We start from the raw sequence: 25,060 nt of genomic DNA, 5'->3' as shown, positions 1-25,060 counted from the left end.
GCCTGCGGGAAGGGCGAGGGGACCGCTCGCCCGTGTCGTGCACCGAGGTGACTGAATGCGGCGTTCCGACAGGGACAAAACGTGTGCGACACATGCATTCCCGATGTGCCGTTCGGGCGGAGTGGAATCCGGGTCCGCCCTTCGCGTCTCCGCAGTCGCATCATCGCAAACTCGCGGCCCGTACGCGGTCGCCGAGGCGGTGTCGGCGTGCGCCGGGGTCATGCGTCTAAACAGCAGGAACTTGCTGGTCGGGACCTCCTGCGGGGAGGAAGGGCTTGTGCCAATGTCGATGTATGAATCGGTTGATCACTGCATTCGGGGAAATCTGTGTGCGGGTCGACGGGGGCGGGACAGCCGATCTCGGCGGGCCGAAACCGCGTCTGTTACTGGCCGTTCTCGTCAGCCAGGCCAACAACGTGTTATCGGTCGACGGCCTCATCGACGCCCTGTGGGACGGCCGGCCCCCGCGGACCGCGAGAAAGAACCTTCAGGTCTACGTCTCCCGTCTGCGCCGCGTGCTGGGCGGCCGGTTGACGCACACGCCGGGCGGATACCTGCTGCGGCTCGAACCGTCGGAGTGCGATCTGCTGCGGTTCGAGGAACTGGCCCGGATCGGCAGGCGGCGCACCCGTGACGGGGACACGGACTCCGCGTGCGACGCGCTCGTCAGGGCCCTGGAACTCTGGCAGGACCGCCCGCTGCGGGAGTTCGGCGATGTGCCGTATCTGACCGCGGCGGTGGACCGGCTCCAGGAGATGCAGGTGTCGGTCCTGGAGGACTGGGCGGAGCTGGAGAACGGCCGCGGCCGCCACGCCCTCGTGCTCGACCGGCTCCAGGAACACGTCGTGCGTCACCTCCTGCGCGAACGGCTCGCCGCCGCATGGATCACGGCGCTCGCGGCGACCGGCCGGCAGAGCGAGGCCGCGGCCCACTTCGACAGCGTACGGCGGGCGCTGACAAGGGAGTTGGGCGTGACGCCGGGTCCCGCGCTGGCGGCGCTGCACCGGCGTCTCCTGGGGGCTCCCGCGCCGGAGCGCCGTCCGGGGCCGGGCAATCAACTGCCGCGCGACCTGCCGGACTTCGTGGGCCGTGCCGACGAGGTGCAGCGGGCGCTCGGGTATTTCCGTGCCCGTCGGGAGAGCGGTGTGATGGTCGTGTCCGGGCCCGTGGGGGTGGGCAAGTCCGCGCTGGCCGTCCGGGTGGCGCATCTCCTCGCCGACGCCTTCCCGGACGGGCTGATCATGACCGAGCTGGGCAACCGCCCGCTGGGGTCGGTGCTGCGGGCACTGCTGGACAGCGTTGGTCTGCCGGGGACGCAGAACGTCGCGCAGGCTCTGGCCCGGTGGCGGACCTGGGTGGCGGGCCGACGGATCCTGCTCGTGCTGGACGACGCCGTGGGGCAGCAGACCGTGCTGGCGCTGCTGCCCGGGTCCGGTGCCAGCTGCACCCTGGTGACCAGCCGGTACCGGCTCAGCGGGCTGGAGGCGGTGGCGCGGGTGGAACTTCCCCCGTTCCAGGGGGGAGAGTCGATCGAACTGCTGGGCCGGATCGTCGGGTTCGGGCGGGTGATGAGCGACCAGGCGTCGGCGCGGCGGATCGTCCAGTGCTGCGAGGGGCTTCCGCTGGCCATCCGGATCATCGCTGCGAAACTCGAATCGCTGCGCCATGTGCGGCTGGCCGACTACGCCGACCGGCTGAGCGTGGCTCCCTCCCTGCTGGACGAGATGGCGGTCGGTGAACTCGTGCTGCGGGAGCGGTACGAGGCCTTCTGGCGCGATCTTCCGCAGCAGCAGCGGCTGGCCTATCGGAGACTGTCGTCGCTCACTCCGCCGTTCCGGTACGACCAGGTGATCGCCGAGGTGGAGGAGTTGCACGAGTGCAATCTGCTGATGCCGCCCGCGGGAGAGGTCAGTGCCCATTTCGCCGCGTACGGCATGTCCGGGTTCACCCATGAGTTCGGCCGCCGGGTCACCGGCCTGACGGCCGTGGACCTGCCGCCGGTGGCGGGCACGTGAGCGGCGAACGGCGTGCCGCCGAACCGGACATCGCCCTCTCGGATTGTCATGATCATGCTTATCATCCGTCGGGGCTTGAACTGCGGCACGCCTGGGCTTCGTCGGTCCGCCGTCAGTGGGAGCGATCGCGCAGGAAGGCGCGGAACGCGTCCGTCAGCTGCTCGTCGGTGGCGCCCGGGGCCGTGGTGCCGGTGCCGGAGGAACGGCCGGTGACGCGCAGGGCGATGGCCGCCTGCGCGGCGAACAGGGAGAGCAGGTCGAGGTCTTCGAGGCCCGCCCGGGGCCGGGGCGAGGGGTCGAGCACCTCCAGGACGCCCAGGACCCTCTGCTGCGACAACAGCGGTGCGGCCATGAGGGCGTTCGGGACGTAGCCGGTGGACTCGGCGAGATCCCGGGCGAAGGTCCGGGTGCTCGCCAGATCGTCGGCGATCATCGCCTGCCCCGAGGAGGCCACCCAGCCGGCGATGCCCCGGTGGGCCGGGAATCGGGTGCCGACGAGCATGTCCTCGCCTTCCCCGGAGACGGCCTGGAAGACCAGTTCGCCGGCCGTGTCGTCCAGCAGGAACACCGAGCTCGCGGCGGCGGCGAAGATGGCCCGGGCCACGTCGACCACGGACTGCAACAGCGCGTGGGTGTCGTCGGAAGGAAGAATCGGGGACACCGCGGACCTCACTTCTCCGGTTCGGTTTCTGGGGGCGGGGGTGATCCGGGCCGGCCGTCGTGGCGTTGCCCGTCGTCCCCCGGCGCGGCCGGCGGGCCGGCACCGTGCGCGTGTGCGAGGCCGTCGCCCACCGGGTCCGCGCCGGACCCGGGCCGGGGCGGGGCGGCGGCGGCGGTCACAGGATCGGCGGGCGTAGGCGTGGTCCCGTCGGCCCGGTCCGGCACCCGGACGTTGGCCGCCGTCAGGTAGAGCACGGTCTTGAGCTGGAAGACGGTCAGGGCCGGATGCTTGGCCAGGATCAGCGCGCACAGTCCCGCGACGCGCGGTGTGGCGAAGCTGTTGCCCGTCGTGCGGGTGACGCAGTTGTCCAGCCACGCCACGCGTACGTCCTGACCCTTGGCGTAGAACTCCACCGGCGGATCCGGGTTGTACAGGTGCAGTCCGGTGTCGTCCTCCTGGTGGCTCCCGACCGAGACGACGGAGCTGAACCGCCAGGGGAAGCTGACCACGGGGCTGTTGTGCGCCGACGCGACGACGACGCACCGGCGGAAGTACGCCTCGTCGGCCAGCTCGTGCAGCTCGCGCAGGAAGCGTTCGTGGGTGGTCGAAAGGCTCATGTTGATGACGTCGAAGCCCTGTTCGACGGCCCACCGCAGACCGGCCAGCAGGAAGTCGCCGGTACCGGTGAACCGTTCGCCGAGCACCCGCACGCTGTGCAGCTCGCAGTCGGGGGCGACCTCGCGGACGATCCCCGCGCAGGCGGTCCCGTGGCCGCACGCGTCGCCGCTGTCCGACGGCACCGTACGCGGGCGGCCGTCGTCCCCCTCGACGACCACGTGCGCCGACGCCACCCGCCCGACCATGAGGTGGTCGCGCTCCACCCCGCTGTCGACGATGCACACCCGGACACCGCGGCCGGTGGAGCCGCCCCACGCCCAGTCGGGCGTGACGGGGCCGCCCATGGCCGCCGCCGGGACCCGGATGTCGTCCGGCCGCCGGTCCCCCAGTCCCCAGCTCAGCGCATTCGTCACCGGCCGTCTCCGCTCGCCTCGGTACGGTCCGGGATCGACTCGGCCGCCCGGGCGGCCAGGTGTGCCGCGGCCGTCGCTCCCACGGCATGGCCCTTGGCCCGGAACAGCAGGGCCGCCCGGTCGGCGCTGCGGACGGCGGCCTGCGGACGGCCCGTCGTGTACAGGACCTGCGCCATGTCGAGCCGGGCGGTGGCGCGTCCGATCGGTGAGTCCGTGGTGTCCGCCGCCGCCACCGCGCGGCGGGCCAGCCGCAGCGCGTCTGGGGCGTTCCCGGCCGCGGCGGCGGCCAGGGCACGCACCCCGAAGTCGTCGGCAGCGTCCGCCGGGGGCAGCGCCATGGCCGGCGCCGGGACGGCCTCGCCCGGCCGGCCCGCACCGGCGGGCTCGGGGCCCGGGGTGACGTCACGGATGTCGTCCGGCGCCGCGGGCCAGGGCAGGCCGCGGGCCAGGAGCACCCGTGCGAGGTCCCGGCAGGCGGCCGCGTGCAGCTGCGGACCGCCCACCGTGCGGAACGTCTCCACGGCCTGCCGCAACAACCGCTCCGCCTGCGCCGTCGATCCCGCGAGGACCTCCACCCCGGCGGCGAACAGCGGCCCGAACGCGGCCACTTCCGCGTAGCCGAGCCCGACGGCGAACCGCTCCGCGTCCGTCAGGCAGCCACGCGCCTCGCCGGTCCGGCCGCACAGGGCGAGCAGATTCGCCAGCGGATAGTTCAGCGCGACCACCACGACGGGGTTGCCGGGGCCGTGCTCGGCGAGCAGGGCCCGGCAGCGCTCGATCGCTTCGCCGGCCGGGGTGGGTCCGTGCCACAGGGAGATGCCGAGCGCGCCGAGCGCCATCGCCCGCTCCGGCGCGGCGTCGGCGGCCAGTGCGTGGCCCAGCGCGACGGCCAGCAGATCGCTCGCGGCGCGATGCCGCCCGGCGTACTGCTGCTCCTGCGCGAGCCGGACATGGGCGCGTGCCAGGCCCAGCCGGTCGTCGAACTCCCCGAACACCGCGAGTGCGGCGCGTGCGGCGTCGGCGGCCGCCGTCGGCGAGGCGTCGGGATACAGGGAGGCCAGTTGCAGGCCGGCGTGGGCGCCGGAGAGCCGGTCCTCGGCCGTGGCCGCCGCGTCACGCACCTGGGTGAGCAGGTCCCCGCCCTCGCCGGTCCGGCCGAGTGCCAGCCAGGTCTCTCCCAGTCCCTGCGCGGCATGGCGCCACCGCGCCTCGCCGGGGGCGCAGTGGGCCAGGGAACGGGCGTGCAGCTCCGCCGACCAGGACAGGTCGGCGCGGGCGAGCGCGTGCCGGCCGGCCCGGCTGAGTGCGTCGGCGGCCCGGCCCCGCAGGCCCTCGACGTGTTCACCCCGCAGCCCGAGGTCGCGCCGGAGCACGTAGGCCGCTTCCAGGTGGTGCGAGGCCAGGGCGGGCGCGGTGCCTGGGCGGGTCGCCAGTCGCTCGTGCCAGGCGGCCCGCCGGCTCTTGCTCAGGCACCGGTAGGTGACGTCGCGCAACAGCCCGGAGCTGAAGCGGTACGTCGCCGGGGCCCCGGGAGCCGGTTCGACGAGGCCGCGTCGTACCAGTTCGTGCACCGCGCCCGTCACGGGCGTGTGCTCCGGGAGGGCGGTCTCCGCGGGCGGGTCGTCGAGGAGCCGGCGGACCTCCTCGACGGTGAACCGGCGGCCGATCACCGCGCCCGCGTCGAGCACCGTTCGCTGCGGCTGCGGCAGGACGTCGATGCGGGCCGCGAGGACGGCGGTGACGGTCACGGGCAGCCCGCCCGGGTCGGCCCCGTCCTCGACCATGGTCAGCAGCTGTTCCAGGTGCAGCGGGTTGCCCTCGGCGCGCTCCACGACCGTGTGCAGTACGCCGTCGTCGGGGCCGGCGCCGGCGAGGGCCCGGGCCAGGCGCAGCGAGTCGGCCCGGGACAGCGGGCGCAGACGGATCTCGTCGGCGGTGGTCGGCCGCTCGTCCTCGCCAGGGCGCTGCGAGCAGATCAGCAGGACGGGTGATTTGGCCAGAACCTCGGTCAACCGGACTATGCCTTCGAGGAGTTGAGGTCGGGCCCACTGGAGCTCGTCCAGGACGAGCGCGACCGGTCCCACGGCGGTCAGGCCGCGCAGCACCGCCGCGGCGGCCGCCCAGGTCGCCTCGGCGGACGGGCTCGGCGTGCCGTCCGCGAGCAGTCCGCCGCGCAGCACCTCGTAGGCGGCGCCGTCCCACGGCCGGGCCGGGGCGGGGCCCTGCGGTGCCCCGGAGCGTACGGCCGCCGGTGCCGTTCCGGCGGTCGCGGTGTCCAGCACCTCCCTGATCGCGGCCGCCAGCGGGGCCAGGCTGGCCTCGTCGCGGTAGGAGTGGCAGCGGCCGGTGCCGACGAGGGAGCCCTCGGCGGACCGGGCCGCGAGCCATTCCCGCAGCAGGCGCGTCTTGCCGATGCCGGCGTCTCCGGTGAGCCGGATCAGACGGCCGGTGCCGTCGCGCGAAGCCCGCCTCCACGCCGTCGCCAGCCGGTCATACTCCCGCGTCCGTGCGACGAGGTCGGCAGCGGGCCGCGCCGCACCCGGGGGCCCGTCCTGGGCTGTGAGGCGGAGCAGCCGGAACGCGTCGACGGGGTCGCGCTTGCCCTTGAGGGTGAGGGGGCCGACGGCTTCGACGACCGCCGCGGGGCCCAGGAGCGTGCGGGTCGCGGGGCCGATGAGGATGTGTCCGGGCTGCGCCGCCTGCTCGAGCCGGGCGGCGACGTTGACCACCTCGCCCGAGACGACCGTGCCGTCGTTCTCCAGGTCCTGCGAGGTGACGGCCTCCCCGCTGTTCAGGCCGATGCGGACCGCGAGGGTGCTGCCGAAGTCCCGGTCCAGCTCGGTGTTGAGCCCGTCCAGGGCGGCGATCATCTCCAGGGCCGCCGAGGCGGCCCGGTGCGCGTCGTCCTCGTGGACGTGCGGCACGCCGAACACGGCCATCACGGCGTCCCCGATGAACTTCTCCACCGTCCCCCCGTGCGACTCGATCCCGCCGCGCATCGCGTCGAAGTAGCGCAGCACCACGGAGCGCAGCGTCTCCGGCTCCAGCGTCCCGGACAGCTCGGTGGACCCGACCAGATCGCAGAAGAGCGCGGTGATGACCTTGCGTTGCTGCATGAGCGGTCCCCTCGCTGTTCGCCGTCGGACGTCGTCGCGGGTACGGCCGGTCGTGCGCCGCCGGCCCCTCGTGCGGCCCGTGGTGCCCGGCCGCTCGTGCGGGCCGCTCAGAACAGGGCCGCGCCCGCGACGACGGTGTGCGCCTGCACTTCCGGCTCCACGGCGTCGAGCCGCGTCTTCAGGTCGAGGATCAGTGCGAGCTCCTGCGGGGTGAGCCCGGCGAAGACGGCACGCTGTTCGCCGGTGAACGCCCGCACGGGGAAGCCTGCTTGTTCCAGGGCCCGCAGGACGGATCCGGTGTCGTGCTCCCCCGCGCCGTCGACGGCGCTTTCCCCACCGCTGTCCGCTGTCATGTCAGGGCTCCTCTCATTCCGCGGGACCACCGGTGCGGTCCGTCAGGTCGGCCAGGGAGTTCAGTACGTCGGCGAGCGCCGTCACGGTGTGCAGTGCGCTCAGCCTGACCGCCGCCCGCACCTGTGGCGCCGGCGCGCTCTCGTCGAGGGCTCCCAGCACCGCCGTACTGTGGCCGTCGTCGATCTCCGCATGCAGGCGCAGGGTGTCGAAGGCGGCCGGGGGCAGACCCGTGCGGGCGGCCAGCAGGGGGATCAACGACGGTGCGGGAGCGTTGAGTTCGAGTACCGCCACATAGCCGAGCAGGCTCAGCGGGTGGAAGTGGTCGATCCAGTAGTACTGGGCGCCGACCAGCCGGGCGACCTCCGGTGAGGGGGGCCGGGCGAGTTCGTGACCGGGGTGGAGCCCGGCGGCCTCCATGTCCCGCAGCAGCCAGGTGTCGTGGTGGCGTTCGCGCGGGATGTGCGCCGTCAGGTAGCGGTACAGCGGCCCGGCCGCCGGGTCGGTGGCGGGCGCGTCGCGGCAGGCGGCCCGGGCCCGTTCCATCAACGGTACGGAGGCCCGGATGACCGTGTGCATCGTGACGAGATAGCGCAGATAGCGTGCCCGCAGGTCCTGCGGCTGCCACAGCCGGGCGGCGCTGTGGTGCAGGACGGGGGCCACCAGCGCGAGGACGGTGCGCAGTTCCGCTCCGAGAGGTGCCCGGGTGTGGCACACGCCCGGTGCGGCGGCGAGGGGGCCGGACGGCGTCGTCACGGCGTGTGCTCCTGCCGGGGGCGGACGGCCGGGCCCTGGCCCGGGTCGACCAGGTGCGCGTGGCGCGCGGGGCCGTGGCGGGCCACGAGCGCCGCGGGGCCCCCCGCCTCGCCCCTGTGCACCGCGGCCGACTGGAGCAGCTCGCCGGCCGGGCCGGTGCCCGCGCGGTCGGTCCACTCCCGTGCCGCGTCCGAACCGTCGAGCCGGTGGCAGGTGGCGCAGTAGCCGTCGGCGGGAAGGCCGGCGCGGGTGGCGATGTGCACGGGGCCCACCGTGCGGATCATCCGCAGCATCGGGCGGGCCCGCGCCCGCTCGCGCACGGTCTGCCAGGTCGTCGTACGGATGTCGCCGAGGCCGAGGTGGCCGGGGCGCACCCGGCGGTCGGCGACGTCCTGGTTGCAGCAGGCAGTGACGGCGCCGTCGGTGGTGACGACCGGCCAGGCGGCCATGTCGCAGGGGGCGGCCGCCCACGGGTCGGGGCCGGCCGGCGGGCGGGGGCGCGGGCGCAGCGTGCCGCCGCGGCCCACCGGGCGCACCTGCCCGACGAGCATCGGTACGTCGGTTCCGAAGCGGCGCCGGACCTGCGCGCCGACCTCGTCGGGGTAGGGGTCCGCCGGGCCGTCCGCGAGGAGGTGCAGGCTGACGTGGACGCCGGTGCCGAGCAGTGCGTCGAGCACGTCGAACACGTTCCGGCGCGGGACGTAGCGCTCGTGGAACGCGTCGAGGCTGAGCGAGAAGTGGTCGACGGCGCGGGCGACTTCCCGCACGGTGGACGGCAGCGGGCCGCCGTCGGCGAAGAACGCGCCGGAGAGCACCGCCGTGCGGGTGCCGCGCGAGCGGGCGGCGGTGGCCGCTTCGATCACCAGGCCGGGCCGCAGCAGGGGCTCGCCGCCGGTCAGCATCAGCACGTCCGGGCGGTCCGCGGACGTGAAGGTCCGCAGGAAGCCGAGCAGCGCCGCCTCGTCGAGGTCGCGGCCGAGGCGGGTGGCGGCCGTGGAGCAGTGGGCGCAGCTCAGCGGGCAGCGCTCGGTGAGCGAGACCAGGACGCCCGCCGCGATCCTCTGGCGCAGCGCCATCAGCTCGGCCAGCCGCATGGCCGCCCCCTTCTCGGTGAGGCCGTGGTCCGGCACAGGTCGTCCTTCACCGGCCCGAGTGTCGAACCCGTGGCTGCGAAGCGGTTCGAAAACGGTATATGTGCAGGTCAGGCCTGCGTGGTGCGGAACGGCGGCGGTCGGCGCACACCCGGAGGGGCTCCTCGGCATCCCTCCACAGGGGGCCGGAGCTGCGTGTTCACCGTCCGTCAACCGCTCTTGTGGCGGGGGTTCCTACCGTCTGGGGCCAGCCGGACCGGGATGGGCCGGACCGGCCTCATGCTCACGAGGGAGGGAGATCCCATGGCGGAAGCGGAGCAGGTACCCGTGCAGGGCGAGGACGACTCCACCAAGGTCGAGAAGGCCGCCGAGGTGGCCCGCGCGGCCGAGGTGGCCGCCCACTCGCTCGCCGACGCCGTCCTGCAACTTCAGCGGCTCGACCCGGAGAAGGAGGCCTCCATCATCAGCGACCCCGCGGGAAGCGGGGGCTCCTGCCACAACATCAGCTGCTTCTAGAGGGCCGATGACCGGCGCCGGGCGTCCAGGGAGCCCTGCGGCCGGAGAACCGCGGCAACGCCGTACACCCCGTACCAGTCGATGTGAGGAGTGACGCCATGTCCGAGGAGATCCGTCCCGACACCGAGCCCGTCGAGCCCGGGGACGCCGCACAGGCCGACGGCGACGTGGAGGCACACCTGGCGGCCGGCCAGGACGCCGTTCTGGGTCTGCAGAAGCTCAACCCCGAGAGGGAGGCCTCCATCATCAGCGACCCCGCCGGAAGCGGGGGCTCCTGCCACAACATCAGCTGTTTCTGACAGCTGGCGTTCGCGCGATCGCGGCGTTCCGCCGGGCCGGGGACAGCGGTTCCCCGGCCCGTCCGGACGGCGCGTCATCAACTTCCGGTCTCGGCAGAGGGGATGGGCGGAATGCAGCTCGAGTGGGAAATCATCCAGACCTATATGACAAACCACCCGCGCTGGTTCGAGGACTTCGAGCGCCGCGCGCCCGGCGGAGAGCACTTGCGCGAGTACCGGGCGGTGATGCCCGCCTCCTGGCCGCTGTGGCGCCGGGGCTACTGGCTGCTGGCCTCGCCGCCGCAGGTGCCGGCCGTCGCCCAGGGGTGGAAGCTGCATGTGTCGGCCACCTCCGCGACCTGCGCCGCCACCCTGCGCGCCGTGCTGCCGCTGCTGCGTGACGCCGGCGTGCACTTCAAGTTCCTGATGGACCCGGCGGCGATGCTGGAGTCCAACGGCAAGTCCTTCCCCAGGGGTTCGAGCGGGAAGTTCATCACCGTGTATCCGGCCGACGAGCGGGAGTTCCGGGCGGTCGGCGACGCGCTGACCGAGGCCCTGGCCGGCTTCGACGGCCCGCACATCCTCTCCGACCGGCGCTATCCCGGATCGCGGGTGGTCCACTACCGCTACGGTGGTTTCGTGTCGATCTCCCGGATGCGGCCCTCCGGGATGAAGGAACTGCTGATCCGCACCCCGGACGGCGAGCCGGTCGTGGACATCCGGCACCCGTACTTCCATCTCCCGGCCTGGGTGACGGATCCCTTCACCGGGGAATCCGCCCCGGAGCAGCCCGCGGCCCCGCAACGGGCCGACGCCGCGCCCGGGGCGACGACCGGGTCCGCGGGCGGTGACACCGGCATCACCCTCGCCGACGGGCGCTTCACCGTCGTGAGCGCGATGAAGTTCTGCAACCGCGGCGGCATCTACCGCGGCATCGACAACGAGACGGGCGCGGACGTGGTCGTCCGTGAGGCCCGGCCCGGCGTGCAGATCGGACCGGAGGGAACGGACGCCGTCCGGCTGCTGCGGCACGAGTACGACATCCTCACGGAACTCGCCGACACGGGCCTGTTCGTCCGCCCGATCGCGTTCTTCACCGACTGGGAACATTCGTTCCTCGTCGAGGAGTTCATCGAGGGCACCCATCTCGGGCACCTCGGCATCGTCGAGAACCCCGTCTACAACCTCGATCTGAGCGCCGAGCGCCTGACCGACTACTACGAGCGGTTCCGCACCCTGTGGCTCCAGGTGGCCGACGCCATCGCCGTGTGCCACGAACGCGGCATCGTGATGGGCGATCTGTCGCTGACCAACGTCATGGTCACCGGGGACGACCGGGCCGTGATCATCGACATGGAGTCCGCCTTCCACGAGGACGCCCCCGCAGGCCCGGCGCGCGGGGCCCGGCTCTACACCCCCGGCATGGTGACCCGTCGCGCGAGGCTCGCCGCGCAGGGCGACCGGCGCACCGATCACTACGCCCTCGGCGGTCTGATCCTGGGCTGCGTCCTGCTCTGCCACCAGACCGACTTCATCGACCCGACGATGCCGCGCAGACTGCTGGCCCTGGCGGCCGCCGACCTCGAACTCCCGGCGGAACTCACCCGGTTGATCACCGACCTGTACGACGAGGACGCCGACCTGCCCGACCCCGCCGACCTGCGCCGGCGGATCGAGGCGCTGCCCCTCGCGGACGCCTGGCGACAGCCGCCCCCGCTGGGTCTGCCCCCGGTGACGGACGCGCCGGCGCGCGCCGAGCTGCACAAGCGGGTGGAGGCCACGCTCGAGGGTGTCGCCGACTTCTGGACCGCAACCGCCGACCTCGACCGTCAGGACCGGTTGTTCCCCGCCGACGTCACGGTGTTCCGGACCAATCCGCTCTCGCTCGCCCACGGGGCGTACGGCCCGCTGTACGTGCTGCACCGGCTGCGGGGCACGGTGCCCGACGAGCTGCACGCCTGGGCTCTGCGGCACTCCACCGGGCACGACGTGATGCCGGCCGGCCTGTACTTCGGCGCGGCGGGCGTGGCCTGGGCGCAGTCGGCCCTCGGCCACCTGGACATCGCCGTACGGACACTCCACGACGCGCACGGCCACCCGCAGGCCCTGTCCGAGCCCGGTGTACTGACCGGCGCGGCCGGCTACGGCATGGCGTGCCTGCGGCTGTGGCTCGATGCGGGGCTCACGGAGTTCCTCGACCGCGCCGTCGCCGTCGGCGCTCACCTGACCCGCACGGCGCACCGCGAGGACGGCCTGGCCCACTGGCCCGACGCGGGCCGGCCGACCCCGATCGGCTACGCGGACGGCGCCGCCGGCATCGCCCTGTTCCTGCTCGCCCTGCACTGCGCCACCGGGGATGCGGCGTCGCTGGAACTGGGCCGGGCCGCACTCGACTTCGACCTGTCCCAGGTGGTCGCCGGAGCCGGAGGCCGGCTGTCGTTCCCCGCGACGGTGTCCACGGACGACAGACCCGTCATGGTCGTACGGCACTACTGGGACCACGGCACGGCCGGTGTCCTCACCACCCTGCTGCGCTACCACCACGTCACCGGCGATCCCGTGCTGCGCGAGCGGATCGCCGCGCTGCTGCCCGACGTCCGCCGCAAGTACACGGTGTTCCCGCAGCTGTTCCACGGGACGAGCGGACTGGGCAACGTCCTGCTCGACGCCTACGAGTTCCTCGGCGACGCCGAGTTGCTGGCGGAGGCGGAGCGGGTGGCCGAGTCCGTTCTGTGCATGGCGATAGAGCGACCGGAGGGCATCGTCTTCCCCGGTGAACAGACCGTGCGGGAGAGCTGCGACCTCGCGAGCGGGTCGGCCGGGGTGGCGCTGTTCCTGGACCGCCTGCGCACGGCCCGCCCCGGCGGCCGCACCAACGGCAACTTCCTGCTGGACGACCTGCTGCCCGCCGCCGCGGGCCGGACCGGTGCGTGATGAAGGCGACCACGGCCGCCTCACGAGCGGCCGCCGCCCCGGTACCGCTGCGGGCCAACCGCGAGTTCCGGCTCCTGTGGGTGGGGCAGGCGCTGTCCGACTTCGGTACGTCCATGACCGCGCTGGTGCTGCCGCTCGCCCTGCTGAGCAGCGGGTACTCGACGTCGGCCACCAGCACCATCGGCACCGCCGTGCTGGTGACGGCGATGGTGCTGCGGATGCCGGCCGGGTACCTCACCGATCACTACAGTCACCGGCTCCTGATGCTCGTCGCCGACCTGGCCCGCCTGGTCACGGTCGCCACCGTCGCCGTGTGGACGTACCTGGACCGGCTGCCGATCGCGCTCGCCGTGATCACGGTGGTCGTGGCGCAGGTGGGGGTGGAGCTGTTCCGGCCGAGTCAGAACGCCACCGTCCGCCGGGTCGTGCCCGCCTCGCAGCTGGGCACCGCCATCTCCCTTAACCAGGCGCGGGCCTACGCCGCCGGGATCGTCGCCCCGGCCGTGGCCGGTGTGCTCATCGCGGCTTCGATGTGGCTGCCGTTCGCCATCGACGCCGTCACCTACGCGGTGTCCGCGCTGTGCGTACTGGCCCTGTACCGGCCCCTGCGCCGGACCGGGGCCGCTCAGGCCGCCCGGCCCGACAGCCACGCGGACGGGGCACCGGGGCAGGGCGGGACGCAGGACGGGTCGCAGGAGGCGAAGGCGGAGGCGGAGGCAGGCGACGGAGCGACCGAGGCAGCGGCAGAGGCAGAGGCGGAAACAGGCGGAGGTGCGCGGGGGACGGTGTCGGACGGCGGGACGAAGGCCGCGCCGCGCGAGCGCTTCCTGCCCAGGCTGACCGCGGGGCTGCGCCATGTCGTCCGCGACCCCTTCCTGCGCACGCTCGCCGGGCTGGCCGCGGGCGACAACTTCGCGTTCCAGGCCCTCGCCTACGCCCTGCTGCTGGGCATCGGGCGGGAGCACAACGGCGCCGCGGCGGTGGGTCTCGCGATGAGCGCGGCGGCGGTGACCGGACTGACCGGGTCGCTGATCGCCCCCTTCGTGCAGCGCAGACTGCGCATGCAGACCGTCATGGCGGCCGGTCCCGCGCTCGCCGGCGTCATGCTCGCCCTCGCCTGGTACACCGGGAGCGGCATCGCGTTCGCCGCCGGATACTCCGCGCTGTGCCTGCTCACTCCGGTCAACGGCGCCGTGTTCGGGACCATTCTGGCCACGACGGTGCCGGAGAACATCTACGGCCGCACCACGACGGCCCTGGGGTTCATCACGGAGATCCTCCAGCCGCTCGGCCCTCTGACGGCGGGCCTGCTGCTGGCGTACCTGTCGCTGTCGGGCACCGCCGCCGTGTTCGCCCTGGCCTTCGCCGTGCTCGCGGTCGTCGCCCTGATGATGCCGTCGCCACCGGCCGCGCCGAGCCCGGAAACGGCCGCGGCCTGACCACCACGAGCGCCGCCCGACCCCTCCAGGGAGGTTCCATGGTTTCGCTGTCCGTGCTGGACGTGGCGCTGGTCGCGCCCGGCGGCACCGCCCGGCAGGCCTTGCACGACGTCGTGCGCACGGCGGTGGCCGCCGACGCCTGCGGCTACCACCGCTTCTGGGTGGCAGAGCATCACAACTCCCCTCGATGTGCGGGCAGTTCACCGGCCGTGCTGATCTCGCACATCGCGGCGGTGACCCGCCGCATCCGGGTCGGTTCCGGCGGGGTGATGCTGACCAACCACGCGCCGCTCACCGTCGCGGAGCAGTTCGCCGTGCTTCAGTCGCTGCACGACGACCGGATCGACCTGGGCGTCGGCCGCGCGACCGGCGGCACGGACAGCAGCACCCTCCTCGACCGGGCCCTGCGCCGTCCGCCGCAGGCTCGCGCGCAGTTCCCGCAGCTCCTCGACGAACTCGTCGGCTTCCTCCACGGCCGCTGGCCGGCCGAGCACGCCTTCCAGGACCTGGAGCTCTCCCCGGCACTGCCGGTGCCACCGGACGTGTTCGTCCTCGGTACCTCGGAGAACGGCGCCCGCACCGCCGCCGCGCGCGGGCTGCCCTTCGCCTACGGCGCCCATCTCGGACCCAAGTCGCGCCCCGCGGCCCTGGACCGCTACCGGTCGGCCTTCTCCCCCGGCCCGCTGGGCGCGAGTCCGTACGTCGTCGCGTCCGTCAACGTGCAGTGCGCGGAGTCCGACGACGAGGCCGAGCGCCTCGCCCACGACACCGTCGCCGCACGGTTCCGCCAGAAGCACACGGCGACGTCCCCGGACGTCTCCCTGCCCGCACCACGGGAGCGGTACCTGATCGGCAGGATGCTGGAGGACCTCCAGCTCGTGCGCGGCGGCCCGGCCACCGTCGCCGCGGGCCTGCGGCGGCTGGCCGCCACGCTGGGCGCCGACGAGATCATGCTCGTCCCGTACGACATCACCGCCGCCGGCCGCGAACGCACCCTGCGCCTGACAGCCGCCGCCTGGACACCTCCCGCACGGCCCGACGGGCCCGGGCTCCACGGCCCACAGGTCCGTCCCGCGGTCTCCTGAGACGAGGACCGGTCCGGCACGGCCGGTTTCAGGACCAGGCGATCTCTCCGTGGCGGGAGACGAAACGCCCGGTGCCGGCACCGGGCTCCTCGGTGGCGAGGGCGACGATCGCGTCCGTTCCCTCGGTGACGGTCTGGGGGCCGCTGTGACCGTTGAGGTCGGTGGCGGTGTAGCCGGGGTCGGCGGCGTTGACGCGGATGCCGTCGAGTCCCTTGGCGTACTGCGTGGTCAGCATCGTCAGCGCCGCCTTCGAGGAGGTGTACAGCGGCGCTACGACGTGCGACTCGGGCCGGTCGGGGTCGTGGGTGAGGGCGAGGGAGCCCATGCCGCTGCTGACGTTGATGACGACAGGGTCCGCCGAGCGGCGCAGCAGCGGCAGGAACGCGGTGGTGGTGCGGACGACACCGAGGACATTGACGTCGAGGACGGCGAAGGCGTCGGCGGCGGTGAGGTCACCGGGGTCGCCGACGGGACCGTGCACACCGGCGTTGTTGATCAGGACGTCGATCCTGCCCTCGCGTGCGGCGACGTTCGCGGCCGCGGCGGCCACGGAGGCGTCGTCGGTCACGTCGATGGGGACGTGGCGTGCGCCGAGGGCGGCGGCGGTCTCCTCGCCCCGCTCACGGTCGCGGGCGCCGACCAGCACGGTGTGGCCGTGCTCGATCAGGCGGCGGGCGGTCTCACGGCCGAGCCCCTTGTTGGCTCCGGTGATGAAGGTGATCGTCATGCGTTCGATCCTCGCCTCGCCGCGGGAGGCGGGCCAGGGACGCCCCGACGGTAGGACGACCGGTACCACCTTCGCGAGCCGGCGCACGACCGGGGATGCGGGAGGATGGAGACCATGTCGACGACCCCTGGAACCGGTCTGGGCGCGATGATCCGCACGTGGCGGGAGCGGCTGCCCCCGTCGGCCGCCGGGCTGCCGGTCGCCCGCGGGCGCCGGGCCACCGGACTGCGGCGCGAAGAGCTGGCGGACCTCGCCGGGGTGTCGGTCGACTACGTCGTGCGTCTGGAGCAGGGGCGGGCCACGACACCGTCGGCGCCTGTGGTGGGGTCCCTTGCGCGTGCCCTCCAGCTGTCCACCGCCGAGCGGGACCACCTGTACCGGCTGGCCCGGCTCCTGCCGCCGGTGGGCGGGACGATCTCCGACCGTCTTCCGCCCGGCATGCAGCGGGTGCTCGCCCGCCTCGCGGACGTGGCGGTCGCCGTGTTCGCGGCGGACTGGCGACTGGTGTGGTGGAACCGCGGGTGGGCGGCCCTGCTGGGCGACCCGGCCGCCTCGCCGGCACCGCTGCGCAACTTCGCCCGCGACAGGTTCCCGGTGGACGCCGGCCCCGCCCGCCTCGCGCTGTGGCCGGTGACCGAGGCGGACCGCGACGGCACCGACGCCGCCGTCGTCTCCGACCTGCGCCGCGCCACCGGCCGTTTCCCTCAGGACGGCCGCTTGACCACGCTGATCCGTGAACTGAACGCGGGCAACGAGAGGTTCGCCGAGCTGTGGGCGACGGGAGGGGTCACCGCACACCGCGAGGACCACAAGACGATTCACCACCCGTCGGTGGGCCCGGTCATGGTCGACTGCGACGTCCTGACCGACGGCGACTCCGAGCTCAAGATCGTCATCATGACCGCCGCACCCGGCAGCGAGGACGAGACCAAACTCCAGCTCACCCTGGGTCCGGTCGAGCTCCTGCCGTGCTCACCGAGTGCGGCCGGCCGTCGTTCGGCGGTTGCCCGCCGTCCGTGAGACAGCGCCGACGGAGGCGGGTGAAGGCGGTGGGGCTGGGGCGGCGCGGGAGGAACTCCTTGATCTGCTCAGCGCATTCGCGTGGACTCGCCGTGCTGGTGTCGCACTCCAGGTCGTAGTCGCCATGGCGGTGAACCAGGTCGTACTGGTGCGCCGCGAGGCCTGGCGGACGGTCGCCCCGAGCCGACTCTCGGCGGGTCAGTTCCTCGCGCGGACAGCGGACGCCTACGAACAGGACATCCTCGGGCCGCAGCACCGTCAGACAGTCGAGCAGCCGCCACGGCTCGCTCAGCACATGGTCGACCACGACGTCGTTGCCCGCCTCGGCCATCGCCGCGATCGAGCGGTGGAAGCCCATCCGGGTGCGCCGCAGCGCGGCGTCGAGCTCCGCGGCCCCCAGCTCCCGCTTGCTGCGCATCGCGTTGAAGGCGTCGACTGCCAGGTGGAAGAAGACACCGTCGTCCAGGATGTCCAGCAGCTCGCGCGCGATGCTCGACTTCCCCGAGCTGGAGGTGCCGTTGAGGAAGATGATCCGGCCAGATGTCATATCAGCATGGTCACATGCCGTCGTGGCGCCTGTTCGGCTGCGATGTGCTCGCACGGCAGCGGGCGGGGTGCGGCACAACTCACCGGCAACGATCAGGAAGCATGTCTAACGCGGCAGCCGGTCCAGCACAGCGCGGAACCTTTCCCGCCCCACGGCGACGCTCGCGTCCCACAGACCGGAGGCGTCGCCGCTCAGAGACAACGACTGGAGCCGCTGTTCGTCGGCGAGAAAGCCGGCACCTGCCACGTTCCGGTCAAGCATCCCCATCGCGGTGAGCGCCGCATGGCCGCAGGACAGCGCGTCGTCGACGCTTCCCGACCCATGGGCCGACAAGGCATGCCGTAGGCACAGGACAGCGAAGAAGGCGTAGGTGTCGCCGACCTCGGTGATCCCCTCCTCGTCCGGCCGGAGCTCAGAAAACTGCTCCAGCAGGCTCACGCGCTCGGCTGCGTCGGCCAAGGGCCGGTCGACATACCAGAGATCGCGCACGGACTCCGCGTAGAGGTCCAGGTCGGCCTCGCGCCCCGCCTCGCCCGCCCGCAGGCCCACGAACAGGGGCGCCATCCGCTCGGCACAAGCGGCCACATACAGACGGATCACCTCGCCACCTCCCCGACGAAGCATCTCCCCGGCAGTCTCCTCCGCTTCGGCGCAGACGCCCCACACAGGGGCGTGCCCCGTCTCGGTGAGCGCGTACGGCGTGCTGCGGTGCGCCTTCTCGTTCTCATGCACAGCAGAGATCATGCCCCAGCCACGCGGGGGTGCTCGGGGCGGCGGCGGTCAGTGCGGATGCGTCGGGACGGTGGTTGCGTGCGAGGTGGCCGAGGGGGGTGTGCCTTACGAAGATGGCTGCTCCGGGCGAGGAAGTTGAGCCACCCGGCGGGCTATGGGGACCGTTTCCGACCGCATGGCGTTCGAAGCTGACCGTCTTGCACGTGCACCGGTGTCGGATACCGCAGCGATGTCATTTACGTACGGTAGTGCTATGCGTTTGTTTGAGTGAGCATGTACGTTCCCCTCAACGCGCGAGTGAGCCCCGGCGACGGCGGGATACCAAACCGGGGCTCGACTCAACTCTTCTTCTAGATCAAGGAGTTGATATGCCCCCTGACCCCACTTCTCTCTTCGGCCGGTCACTGGATCCGGCTCGGCCGAAGCGGTTCGACCGTAACATCCCGCAGCAAGCCGCGGTTGAAACTCGCGATCTGCGTGACAGGGAAGTCACCATGCAGGTAGGGGCGTTCATCGCGGCCCCCGTCCTCGGCATCGTGCTGGTCCTGCGGCCCGAGGCGTACGACCTCGCCGCAGCGGCGGTCTGCATGCTGCTGGCCGCGACACGTCGCTCGCACCTGCGCTACCGGCGGCTACGCACCGCCTGACAAGCAGGTGTCCGTCGCCCGGCAGCAGCAGGCTGCCGGGCGGCAGGCACCGGGTGCACGGAGGATTCATCCACCCGGACCCGCACGGCCGGCGCCACGCCGTGTCGGGATCTGCCGAATCTCTCCATTTACGCACCGGCCTGTTTCCGGCGGCACTTCGCGGAAGGGATGCCCCCTGTCATGACACCGAAAGACCCAGGCCCCGCCTACTGCCTCAACCCGGCGTGCGGCAAGCCCATCGGCCGCACCATCGGGTCCGGCCGGCCCCGCGCGTATTGCAGCGACGCCTGCGGCCGCGCCTACCGCAAGGCCCGCGAGAAGTCCCTCACCCCGGACGCCCTCGCCCACCAGGCCTTCACCGGCCAGGTCGCCGACGAGCTGGCCCAAGTCATCACGCGCCTGTTGCAGTTGGCCCACACACGCCAGCCCCTGGCGGCGCTGAGCCTGATGCGGGTGGCCGAGGCCGACCTCGAGGACCTCAAAGCCGCACTGATCCAGCAGGCCCGCGACGACCGGCAGAGGAACGCCGACATCGCCCAGTGCCTGGGGCTGCCCTCGGAACAGCTCACCCGCAAGTACTCCACCGAAGCCGTGCGCCGCCGGAAGGAGAGCCGCCCCCTGCGCACCAGGACCCGGGTCCGCCTGCCACGCCAGGCCACGCCCGCGCCCTCCCCCGTGCCGCAGACGACTCCGGCGACGCGGCTGCCGGCCCACCGCCGCACACCCGACGGCGGTGGAGAGATGACGACATCCCGTGCCAGAGCTCCCGACCGGCACACCCACGGCCCGGCCGCCGTACTCACACGGGCCCTGGCCCAACTGCACTACGCGAGCGGCAAGTCCCGTCGCGAACTCGCCACCGACGTCGAGGTGTCCGCCTCCTACGTGTCGCGTGTCCTGAACGGCGAACGCTGCCCGTCCTGGAAGGTCGCCCGCCGGCTCACCCTCGCCTGCGGCGGAGACCCGGCAGAGGTCCAGCCCTTGTGGGCGGCCGCCCGCGGCCGGATCCCGAGCCAACGCCAGAGCCTTCCCGCCGCCCTGCGCGGACTGCACCTGGCCGCCGCCCGGCCCCACACCGACCAGATCGGCCTGAGCACCCGCCTGACCGAGCACACCATCACCGGAATGCTCGACGGCACGGCCCTCCCCTCCTGGGAGGACGTCGAGGAACTCGCCCACGCACTCCACGCCGAAGCCCAGCCGCTGCGGCCCCTGTGGAACGCCGCCTGCGCCGCCCTCAGCGGCCCGCCGCCCCGCACCGCCGACCCCGCAACCAAGGTGACCGGATGACCACCTCCACCTCCACCACATACCGTCCCACCGCACCCACCCGCGCCACGGCGACGCGACTCCCGCGCCCCCGCCCGCACAGCGGACTGCCCCGGGAGCCGACCGACCTCACCGCGGCACTGCCCCCCGCCTTCGAGGCGTTCTGCGCCCTCAACCGCAGCAGCTACCTCGACTACGCCCGTGCCCACCTGCCCGACGTCCAGGCCCATCGCCTGGTACGCCGCCTGCTCGGCGAACTCGCCGTCGGCTGGCTCGACATCATCAGCAGCCCCGACCCCCAGGGCAGGGCCTGGACACAACTGCGCACCCGGGTGCAGATGGCCGCCCCCGCCCTGCCCGCGCTCGAGACCTGCCCCCCGCACCAGTACGACGCGCTCGTCCTGCACTGCAAGCTCGGCTACACCAGCGCCCGTGCCGCCGCCGTCATGGGCCTGGACGCCAGCAAGATCCGCTACCTGGTCCTGTCGGCGACGTCGGCCCGCCGCCAGGCCGCACGGCGCCTGCACCCTCCGCCCACAGCCCGCCACGCCGCCTGACGACCGCGCCGCGAACCGGAGCCGGCCCGGCGGCAAGGGGCCTGAGGAGGCCGCGACCGACGGGCGCCGCCCGCACGGGACGGCTCTCCTTGTCGTGGATCCCCCAAAGGCAGACGCCGATTGCACGCCGTACGGGCGCGCCGGTTCGCGAGGCGGCCCCCCGCCCCCGACCCCTGCCCGCCCGGGCGTCGATCGCCCGGTGGACAGAGCGTCCCGTGGACGGAGGGTCCGGTGGACGGAGGGCCAGGTGGACGGAGGGTGGGCGCGGTGCGGCGGGTGGTCAGCCCGCGGCGAGCAGTTCCAGGGTGTCGATCACGCGGTGGGAGAAGCCCCACTCGTTGTCGTACCAGGCCACCACCTTGATGTGCCGGCCGTCGACCCGGGTGAGGGCGGAGTCGAAGATGGACGACGCCGGGTTGCCCGTGATGTCGGACGAGACCAGCGGGTCCTCCGAGTACTCGAGGACACCGGCGAGCGGCCCCTCGGCCGCGGCGCGGTAGGCCGCCAGCACGTCCTCGCGCGTCACGTCGCGGGCGACGGTGGTGTTGAGCTCGACGATCGAGCCCACCGGCACCGGCACCCGGATCGAGTCGCCGGACAGCTTGCCGTCGAGGTTCGGCAGCACGTGACCGATCGCCTTCGCGGCGCCCGTCGTGGTCGGCACGATGTTGACGCCCGCGGCACGGGCGCGGCGCGGGTCGCGGTGCGGGCCGTCCTGGAGGTTCTGCTCCTGCGTGTAGGCGTGCACCGTCGTCATGAAGCCGTGCTCGATCCCGGCCAGGTCGTCCAGGACGGCCGCCAGCGGGGCGAGCGCGTTGGTCGTGCAGGAGGCGTTGGAGACGATCGTGTGCAGTTCGGGGTCGTACGCGTCGGTGTTGACGCCGTAGGCGAGCGTGACGTCGGCGCCGTCGGAGGGCGCGCTGACCAGCACCTTGCGGGCGCCCGCGTCGAGGTGGGCGCGGGCGGCCTTGGCCGAGGTGAACCGGCCGGTCGCCTCCAGCACCAGGTCGACCTCGAGCTCGGCCCAGGGCAGGCGGGCCGGCTCGCGCTCGGCGAGCACCTTGATCCGCCGGCCGTCGACCACGAGGACGTCGCCTTCGACGCTGACCGGGCGGCCCAGCCGGCCGGACGTGGAGTCGAAGGCGAGCAGCCGGGCGAGGGCGGCGGGGTCCGTGAGGTCGTTGACGGCGACGATCTCGAGGTCGCTGTCGCGCTCCAGGAGCGCGCGCAGCACGTTGCGTCCGATGCGGCCGAATCCGTTGACGGCGATGCGAGTCATGAGTGGGGTCCCTTCCCTGCGGTTCGCCACCAGCCTCGCGTGCGGCGGGCGGCCGCGCCGTAGGCGCGAGCGCCATGGTTCGAAAGGATCTCGCCATACCCCGCGAACCCGCCGTAGTCGCCGTACCCGCCGTACCCGGCGTAGTCGCCGCACGCGCCCTGCTCGCCCTCTCCCCTCCCCCGGTCACTCGCCCTTCGTGAAGGTGCGGCGGTACTCGCTCGGGGTGGTGCCGAGGATCTGCTGGAAGTGGGTGCGCAGATTCGCGCCCGTGCCGAGTCCGACGTCGTTCGCGATCTGCTCGACGCTGCGCTCGGAGCGTTCGAGCAGTTCGCGGGCCAGGTCGATCCGCGCGCGCATGACCCACTGCATCGGTGTGTACCCGGTGTCCTCGACGAACCGCCGCGAGAAGGTACGGTCCGAGACCGCCGCGTGCCGGGCCAGCGCCTCCAGGGTCAGGGGCTCGTCCAGCCGGTGCAGCGCCCATTCGCGGGTGGCGGCGAACCTCTCCCCCAGCGGCTCGGGCACGCTGCGCGGCACGTACTGCGCCTGGCCGCCGCTGCGGTAGGGGGCGGCGACCAGGCGCCGGGCCGCGTGGTTCGACGCGGCCACGCCGAGGTCGCGGCGCAGGATGTGCAGGCACAGGTCGATGCCGGAGGCGGCGCCGGCCGACGTCAGCACGCTGCCCTCGTCGACGAAGAGGACGTTCTCGTCGACCTGGACGAGCGGGTGCTTCGCCGCGAGCGCCCGGGTGTAGTGCCAGTGGGTCGTGGCGCGCCTGCCGTCGAGCAGGCCGGTGGCGGCGAGCGCGAAGGCGCCCGTCGAGATGGCCGCGAGCCGCGCTCCGCGGGCGTGGGCGGCCAGCAGCGCCCGCAGGACCGCTTCCGGCGGGTCCTCCCGGTCCGGCGTGCGGTAGCCGGGGAGGAAGACGACGTCCGCCCGGTCGAGGGCCTCCAGGCCGTGGGCGACGTGGTACGACAGCCCGTCGCCGCCCGTCACCAGCCCGGGGGCCGCCCCGCACACCCGCACCTCGTACGGCATGCTCGCGCGGGTCGTGAACACCTGTGCCGGGATGCCCACGTCGAGCGGTTTGGCCCCTTCGAGCACGAGGACGGCGACGCGTTGCAGACGAGAGGACGACACCCGAAAAGGGTACGGGGCGCGTCCCCCGGGCCCGGCGACGCACGGCGCCCGCCCGTCCGGCGCCCACCGGTCCGGCACCCGCGGCCCCGGTGCTGCCCCGGCTCGCGGCGCCGGAAGCCGTGCCGCGCGGGTCGGGGACGCCCGCGGCCGGGGCTTCGACAGGGGCGGTGGACTGCGGCACCGTGTGGAGGAGTGTCCGAGCGGGAGCTCGGGTCCGCACCGAGTACGAAGGACGCGCGATGAGCGCCACCCCGTCCGCCCGGCCCGCGCCGCCGGTCCGCATGTGGCCGTTGTACGCGGCCGGGTTCACGACCGCCTTCGGCGCCCACGGCATCGCCGCGAACCTCGGCGGACTGTCCGACGGCGCCGTCACCTCCCTCCTCGTCCTTGGCGGTCTGCTCGCCCTCTACGACGGCGCCGAGGTCGTCCTGAAGCCGGTGTTCGGCAGCCTCGCCGACCGTGTCGGGGCCAAGCCCGTCCTCGTCGGCGGTCTGACCGCCTTCGGCGCGGCCTCCGCCCTCTACGCCCTGGCCGACAGCCCCGGTTGGCTGTGGGCCGCCCGCCTGGGCCAGGGCGCCGCCGCCTCCGCGTTCTCGCCGTCCGCCTCCGCGCTGGTGGCCCGCCTCAACCCGGCCGCCCGGCGCGGGCGCGCGTTCGGCGGTTACGGGTTCTCCAAGTCGCTCGGCTACACCCTCGGCCCGCTGCTCGGCGGCGTCCTTGTGCGGGCCGGCGGCCTGCGCCTGCTGTTCACGGTCCTCGCCGTGCTCGGCGGGGCCGTCGCCGCGTGGGCCGCGGCGGCCGTACCCGCCGTACCGCCCCTGCCCAGGCGGCGTCAGACCGTCCTCGACCTCGCCCGCCGTCTGGCCGATCCCGTCTTCCTCGGTCCGACCGCCGCGCTGGCCGCCGCGACCGCCGCGCTCTCGGCCGGTGTCGGCTTCCTGCCGGTCTCCGGCGCGGCCGCCGGCCTCGGTCCGCTCGCGACCGGCGCCGCCGTCTCCGTCCTCGCCGCCACCGGCGCGGTCGTCCAGCCGTACGCGGGACGCGCCCTCGACGAGCGGCGCGTGACCTCCGGGACGGGTCTCGCCGCGGGGCTGGCCCTCACCGCCGCGGGTCTCGGGTGCGCCATGGTGTCCGGCCTCGCGGGGGTCCTGCTCGCCGCCGTGCTGATCGGTGCCGGCACGGGGGTGATCACCCCGCTCGGATTCGCCGCCCTCGCCACGCGCACCCCCGAGGAACGCATGGGCCAGACGATGGGTGCCGCCGAACTGGGGCGCGAACTCGGCGACGCGGGCGGTCCCCTTCTCGTCGCCGGGGTCGGCACCGCCGCGACCCTCGCCTACGGGTACGCCGCGCTGGCCGCCCTCATCGCCGTCGGCTGCGTCCTCGCCTTCCTGCGGCGCACCGGCTCCCCGGCCACCACCCCACGGCCCCGGTAACCCGACCGGTCCCGTCGACCCGGTCGACCCAGCCCCCCGACCGGGTCCCGCACCCCCAGCCGAAACAGGCCCCCGGCCGATCCCGGCACCCCCGTCGGGCCCGGAGTCGCCGTGACGGCCGGCCCCCGGTTGGGTCCGGCGCCCGCTCGCTCCCGGCGTCTCGGCGTCCCCTCCTGGACCGGCGTCCCCGCCGGTCCCGGCGCACCAAGCGGCCGATACGACGGGCCCGTCCGATCGGCCAGAACCGCCGGTGCGACCGGCCAAGTACCCGGCCCCGTAAAGGACTCGGAAGGGCCGGAGGCCGCTGCTCACGGCAGGGAACGCGCAGCTCGTCCGGGGTGTTCGCGGCTGCTGTCGTTGAATCGACGACTTCTGGGCGTACGGGAGTTGAACACTTGACGCGCGGCCTGCCGGGCCCCCGAACGCGTCCTTA

General features: G+C 73.5%; 21 protein-coding genes and 1 pseudogene. 11 read left to right on the top strand and 11 right to left on the bottom strand.

Annotation, left to right across the window (positions count from 1 at the left end):
* Positions 1 to 329 precede the first annotated feature (329 nt).
* On the top strand, positions 330 to 2,015 hold the full coding sequence (locus Saso_RS10290) for an AfsR/SARP family transcriptional regulator (RefSeq protein ID WP_189918787.1): 1,686 nt from the start codon (positions 330 to 332) through the stop codon (positions 2,013 to 2,015).
* Between the two features lie 112 nt (positions 2,016 to 2,127).
* On the opposite strand, the gene Saso_RS10285 is transcribed toward Saso_RS10290, so the two are convergent.
* From Saso_RS10285 to Saso_RS10260, 6 genes and pseudogenes are all read right to left on the bottom strand, one after another.
* Positions 2,128 to 2,676 carry a GAF domain-containing protein gene (locus Saso_RS10285; RefSeq protein WP_189918785.1) on the bottom strand — a complete coding sequence of 183 codons (549 nt, stop codon included), beginning with the start codon at positions 2,674 to 2,676 and terminating at the stop codon, positions 2,128 to 2,130.
* Between the two features lie 212 nt (positions 2,677 to 2,888).
* Positions 2,889 to 3,638, bottom strand: a pseudogene (locus Saso_RS10280) (S8 family peptidase); the annotation flags it as partial.
* A gap of 65 nt (positions 3,639 to 3,703) precedes the next feature.
* Positions 3,704 to 6,823 (bottom strand): adenylate/guanylate cyclase domain-containing protein, encoded by a 3,120-nt coding sequence (locus Saso_RS10275; RefSeq protein WP_189918783.1) that lies wholly within the window; start codon positions 6,821 to 6,823, stop codon positions 3,704 to 3,706.
* Positions 6,824 to 6,930: 107 nt separating this feature from the next.
* Positions 6,931 to 7,176 (bottom strand): aroma-sacti cluster domain-containing protein, encoded by a 246-nt coding sequence (locus Saso_RS10270; RefSeq protein ID WP_229901103.1) that lies wholly within the window; start codon positions 7,174 to 7,176, stop codon positions 6,931 to 6,933.
* A 13-nt stretch (positions 7,177 to 7,189) separates the two neighbouring features.
* On the bottom strand, positions 7,190 to 7,930 hold the full coding sequence (locus Saso_RS10265) for an iron-containing redox enzyme family protein (protein ID WP_229901102.1): 741 nt from the start codon (positions 7,928 to 7,930) through the stop codon (positions 7,190 to 7,192).
* Entirely contained in the window at positions 7,927 to 9,060 is a 1,134-nt protein-coding gene (locus Saso_RS10260; protein ID WP_307822217.1) for a radical SAM protein, read from the bottom strand. Before Saso_RS10260 ends, Saso_RS10265 begins: the two co-directional genes overlap by 4 nt.
* 264 nt (positions 9,061 to 9,324) lie before the next feature.
* On the opposite strand from Saso_RS10260, the gene Saso_RS10255 reads away from it, so the two are divergent.
* The 5 genes from Saso_RS10255 to Saso_RS10235 all read left to right on the top strand — a co-directional run bounded on the left by Saso_RS10255 (position 9,325) and on the right by Saso_RS10235 (position 15,273).
* Positions 9,325 to 9,537, top strand: coding sequence for a hypothetical protein (locus Saso_RS10255; RefSeq protein WP_189918781.1), 213 nt, complete (start codon positions 9,325 to 9,327; stop codon positions 9,535 to 9,537).
* Positions 9,538 to 9,635: 98 nt separating this feature from the next.
* Entirely contained in the window at positions 9,636 to 9,836 is a 201-nt protein-coding gene (locus Saso_RS10250; RefSeq protein ID WP_189918779.1) for a hypothetical protein, read from the top strand.
* 144 nt (positions 9,837 to 9,980) lie between these two features.
* Positions 9,981 to 12,749 (top strand): class III lanthionine synthetase LanKC, encoded by a 2,769-nt coding sequence (gene lanKC, locus Saso_RS10245; RefSeq protein ID WP_189918777.1) that lies wholly within the window; start codon positions 9,981 to 9,983, stop codon positions 12,747 to 12,749.
* On the top strand, positions 12,749 to 14,188 hold the full coding sequence (locus tag Saso_RS10240; RefSeq protein WP_189918775.1) for an MFS transporter: 1,440 nt from the start codon (positions 12,749 to 12,751) through the stop codon (positions 14,186 to 14,188). The genes lanKC and Saso_RS10240 overlap by 1 nt, the downstream gene beginning before the upstream one ends.
* Positions 14,189 to 14,226: 38 nt before the next feature.
* Positions 14,227 to 15,273 (top strand): LLM class flavin-dependent oxidoreductase, encoded by a 1,047-nt coding sequence (locus tag Saso_RS10235; RefSeq protein WP_189918773.1) that lies wholly within the window; start codon positions 14,227 to 14,229, stop codon positions 15,271 to 15,273.
* A gap of 28 nt (positions 15,274 to 15,301) precedes the next feature.
* Here the strand turns inward: Saso_RS10235 and Saso_RS10230 are convergent, their stop codons facing one another.
* Complete coding sequence (locus Saso_RS10230; RefSeq protein WP_189918771.1) at positions 15,302 to 16,000, bottom strand: SDR family NAD(P)-dependent oxidoreductase; 699 nt, start codon at positions 15,998 to 16,000, stop codon at positions 15,302 to 15,304.
* A gap of 114 nt (positions 16,001 to 16,114) precedes the next feature.
* On the opposite strand from Saso_RS10230, the gene Saso_RS10225 reads away from it, so the two are divergent.
* A complete protein-coding gene (locus tag Saso_RS10225; RefSeq protein ID WP_372442417.1) occupies positions 16,115 to 17,020 on the top strand; it encodes a helix-turn-helix transcriptional regulator in 906 nt (301 codons plus the stop codon).
* Here Saso_RS10225 and Saso_RS10220 read toward each other — a convergent pair.
* Together Saso_RS10220 and Saso_RS10215 are read right to left on the bottom strand one after the other, a co-directional pair.
* Entirely contained in the window at positions 16,941 to 17,567 is a 627-nt protein-coding gene (locus Saso_RS10220) for a chloramphenicol phosphotransferase CPT family protein (RefSeq protein WP_189918767.1), read from the bottom strand. The two genes, Saso_RS10225 and Saso_RS10220, sit on opposite strands and share 80 nt — an antisense overlap.
* Positions 17,568 to 17,672: 105 nt before the next feature.
* Positions 17,673 to 18,299 (bottom strand): hypothetical protein, encoded by a 627-nt coding sequence (locus Saso_RS10215; protein ID WP_229901101.1) that lies wholly within the window; start codon positions 18,297 to 18,299, stop codon positions 17,673 to 17,675.
* Between the two features lie 494 nt (positions 18,300 to 18,793).
* On the opposite strand from Saso_RS10215, the gene Saso_RS10210 reads away from it, so the two are divergent.
* The 3 genes from Saso_RS10210 (at position 18,794) to Saso_RS10200 (ending at position 20,772) form a co-directional block, all read left to right on the top strand.
* Complete coding sequence (locus Saso_RS10210; protein WP_189918765.1) at positions 18,794 to 18,946, top strand: hypothetical protein; 153 nt, start codon at positions 18,794 to 18,796, stop codon at positions 18,944 to 18,946.
* A 180-nt stretch (positions 18,947 to 19,126) separates the two neighbouring features.
* Positions 19,127 to 20,236, top strand: coding sequence for a helix-turn-helix domain-containing protein (locus Saso_RS10205; RefSeq protein ID WP_203833516.1), 1,110 nt, complete (start codon positions 19,127 to 19,129; stop codon positions 20,234 to 20,236).
* Positions 20,233 to 20,772 carry a hypothetical protein gene (locus Saso_RS10200; RefSeq protein ID WP_189918761.1) on the top strand — a complete coding sequence of 180 codons (540 nt, stop codon included), beginning with the start codon at positions 20,233 to 20,235 and terminating at the stop codon, positions 20,770 to 20,772. Before Saso_RS10205 ends, Saso_RS10200 begins: the two co-directional genes overlap by 4 nt.
* A 280-nt stretch (positions 20,773 to 21,052) precedes the next feature.
* Here the strand turns inward: Saso_RS10200 and gap are convergent, their stop codons facing one another.
* Complete coding sequence (gene gap, locus Saso_RS10195) at positions 21,053 to 22,051, bottom strand: type I glyceraldehyde-3-phosphate dehydrogenase (RefSeq protein WP_189918759.1); 999 nt, start codon at positions 22,049 to 22,051, stop codon at positions 21,053 to 21,055.
* Between the two features lie 183 nt (positions 22,052 to 22,234).
* On the bottom strand, positions 22,235 to 23,191 hold the full coding sequence (locus tag Saso_RS10190; RefSeq protein ID WP_189918757.1) for a GlxA family transcriptional regulator: 957 nt from the start codon (positions 23,189 to 23,191) through the stop codon (positions 22,235 to 22,237).
* Between the two features lie 281 nt (positions 23,192 to 23,472).
* On the opposite strand from Saso_RS10190, the gene Saso_RS10185 reads away from it, so the two are divergent.
* Entirely contained in the window at positions 23,473 to 24,627 is a 1,155-nt protein-coding gene (locus Saso_RS10185; protein WP_189919488.1) for an MFS transporter, read from the top strand.
* The last annotated feature ends 433 nt before the right edge of the window (positions 24,628 to 25,060 follow it).

This window comes from Streptomyces asoensis (assembly GCF_016860545.1).
Classification (GTDB): domain Bacteria; phylum Actinomycetota; class Actinomycetes; order Streptomycetales; family Streptomycetaceae; genus Streptomyces; species Streptomyces asoensis.
The sequence above is the reverse complement of the archived record's forward strand: the minus strand, read 5'-3'. Positions and strand labels throughout refer to the sequence as shown.